Annotated in this window: 3 protein-coding genes and 2 pseudogenes; 3 read left to right on the top strand and 2 right to left on the bottom strand. The window is 69.4% G+C overall.

The window, feature by feature from the left end; genetic code table 11:
* Positions 1-130: 130 nt before the first annotated feature.
* Positions 131-712: pseudogene (locus ALI22I_RS55215) on the top strand (recombinase family protein); the annotation flags it as partial.
* 65 nt (positions 713-777) lie between these two features.
* Here ALI22I_RS55215 and ALI22I_RS52680 read toward each other — a convergent pair.
* Positions 778-927, bottom strand: a complete 150-nt coding sequence (locus ALI22I_RS52680) for a hypothetical protein (RefSeq protein ID WP_179118058.1) — start codon at positions 925-927, stop codon at positions 778-780.
* On the opposite strand from ALI22I_RS52680, the pseudogene ALI22I_RS55210 reads away from it, so the two are divergent.
* A pseudogene (locus ALI22I_RS55210) lies at positions 875-991 on the top strand (recombinase family protein); the annotation flags it as partial. The gene ALI22I_RS52680 and the pseudogene ALI22I_RS55210 sit on opposite strands and share 53 nt — an antisense overlap.
* Positions 992-1049: 58 nt before the next feature.
* Here the strand turns inward: ALI22I_RS55210 and ALI22I_RS50145 are convergent.
* On the bottom strand, positions 1050-1226 hold the full coding sequence (locus ALI22I_RS50145; protein WP_179118011.1) for a hypothetical protein: 177 nt from the start codon (positions 1224-1226) through the stop codon (positions 1050-1052).
* Between ALI22I_RS50145 and ALI22I_RS55205 the strand changes: the two genes are divergently transcribed.
* Positions 1183-2070: a zinc ribbon domain-containing protein gene (locus tag ALI22I_RS55205; RefSeq protein WP_077003547.1), complete on the top strand. Its 888-nt coding sequence runs from the start codon at positions 1183-1185 to the stop codon at positions 2068-2070. The two genes, ALI22I_RS50145 and ALI22I_RS55205, sit on opposite strands and share 44 nt — an antisense overlap.
* Positions 2071-2265: the final 195 nt, after the last annotated feature.

Here is a 2265-nt window from a genome sequence, read left to right as displayed (position 1 = left end):
CCGCAGGACGGTGCCCGGCGTCACCAACCGGTGTTGCCGTAACCAGTCGGGTAGGCCAGGTCAACGCCCCGGGACCGCAGCACTGGTCCATCCGGGCGTATCTCCGGACTCCCTCGTCATCGCGGCGTGGATGCCTCGTCACCTCGGCATCCAACTCCCGTCCCGAGTCAAGGACCGTGCCATGACGGTGTCCGCCCCACCGCGCCCCACCACGCTCGCCGAGTGGATCGCCGCCACCATCCCGCCGGGCATCCCTGCTATGGACGCCGCGCCGGTCGGAAGTCTGCGGTTCCTGTTCTACGGTCGCGCTTCGACCCGTGAGCACCAGGACCCGCGTACCTCGCGGGCATGGCAGCTGGATGTCTCGCGCAGGCTCACCGGAGGGCACGGCGCGATCATGGGGGAGTACTTCGAGGTCGGGTGTTCCCGTCAGGTGCCCTGGCATCTGCGGCCTCGGGCAGGGGCGATGCTGCGCTACATCGCCACGAACGCGGATCGGGTCGACGCGGTGGTGGTCGGTGAGTACGAGCGTGCGTTCCTTGACGGCGCCCAGGTGCGGGAGTTGCGGGCGGTGTTGGAGCGGTATGGGGTGCAGTTGTGGCTGCCGGAGGCCGAGGGGCCGGTGGACTTCGACAATCCCGCGCACGAAGCGCTGCTGGCGTTGCTGGCGAAGCGCTCGCTCACGGAGGTGCTGCGTTCCCGGCACCGGGTCGTCACTGCCATGCGCATGCAGACCGTCGAGCAGGGACGCTACCTGGGTGGCAGGCCGCCCTACGGTTACCGGCTGGTCGACGCCGGCCCGCACCCGAATCGGGCGTTGGCGCGGCGCGGTGTGCGGCAGCAGCGGCTCGTGCCGAACCCGTCCACCGCACCCGTGGTGAAGCTGATCTTCTCCTTACGCCTGGCCGGACACAGTGCCGCGGGCATCGCCCGCCACCTCAACGAGCAGACCGTGCCCAGCCCGTCGAGCGCCGACGCGGAACGCGACCGGCGTCGGGGCGATCCGGGTTGGTCGCTGCGCACGGTGGTGGAGATCCTGGGCAATCCCGCTACACCGGCCGCCAGGTGTGGAACCGCACGAGCGCCGACCGCACCACCCGCTCACCGAGCGGGCGCCGGACCAGCGTCCGCAACGAACAGCGCGCTTGGGCGATCTCGACCAGCATCGCCCACACGCCGCTGGTGTCCGAGCAGGACTTCGTCACCGCCCAGACCATCCAGGCCACCAGGAACAGCATCCGCCAGGCCGACGCTGTTGGCGGCGAGTGCGTCTACCTGTTGGCGGGCAGGATCCAGTGCGGGTTGTGTGGTCGGAAGATGGACTCTCACCGTTCCCACGGTCGTGCCGCCTACCGCTGCCGTCACGGCCACACCAGCGCCCGCACCCGACCACAGGGCACGCCGCGCAACCTCTATCTGCGCGAGGACCACCTGCTGGCCCGTATCGCCGCACACCTCATCGCCGTGGGCATCGCCGACAACCCCGACCCGCAGGAGACCGCACGGTTGGTCGACGAACTCGGACTCGTCTTCTGCTGCGACGCCGCCAGCGTCGCGCTGCTCGACCCCGGCACCGTCGGGCGAGCGCGCACACCACGCAGGTGCCTTGCCCCGCAGCCTGTCCACGACCTGCCCGGAAACGAAGATCGCTCGAAGGCAGGCGGGCAGCTCCTACTGGCCTTGAGTCACGAGACGGCCCAAGAGGCGGACCAGCCCGACGCGCCCGCCAGTCAGGTCGACGCGCCGGCTCGCGGAACCCGCCCCGCACGGCAGCCTCTCCGGCCGCAGACTCGTTCGCAGCGCTCCGCGGTGCCACAGCGACGGCACCGGCAGGCCGGGCTCCACGTCGCCCTCGGCGCCACCCGCTCGCGGGACACGTCCCAGGCAGGGCGAGACGAACACCCACCGTCCAGCGGACTCCGCCACGACCACGGTCGACAGGTGACACGAAGGGAGGGACGCCACCCATTGCTCCTGCCAGCACGCCGGCAGACACCCCACGAACAAGGTCCAGCAGGTAGGCTCGAGGGGACGTCGGGAAGCACAAAGCCCCGCGAGCCTTCCAGATGACCTGGAATTATCTCGCGGGGCAAATTATGTGTCCGAGACCCCCACGGAGCGGGAAATCTCCCGCGCAATAAGCGCGGGGAGACATGCGGCGACCTTACTGTTCCTAACAAAATGATCAACGCGGTGGCATCGAGTGTGTCCGTTGTGGATCATTTTGGGTCGTGAGGAGGGGTGAGTCGCCGCCGTGGATCGTCC

It is taken from the genome of Saccharothrix sp. ALI-22-I, assembly GCF_001984175.1.
In the GTDB taxonomy this organism is placed as follows: domain Bacteria; phylum Actinomycetota; class Actinomycetes; order Mycobacteriales; family Pseudonocardiaceae; genus Actinosynnema.
This window is presented reverse-complemented; position numbering and strand designations above follow the sequence as displayed.

Coding starts and splice junctions, on each gene's coding strand:
- ALI22I_RS52680 (WP_179118058.1), bottom strand. CDS start 927: ATGCCCGCGGCACTGTGTCCGGCCAGGCGTAAGGAGAAGATCAGCTTC.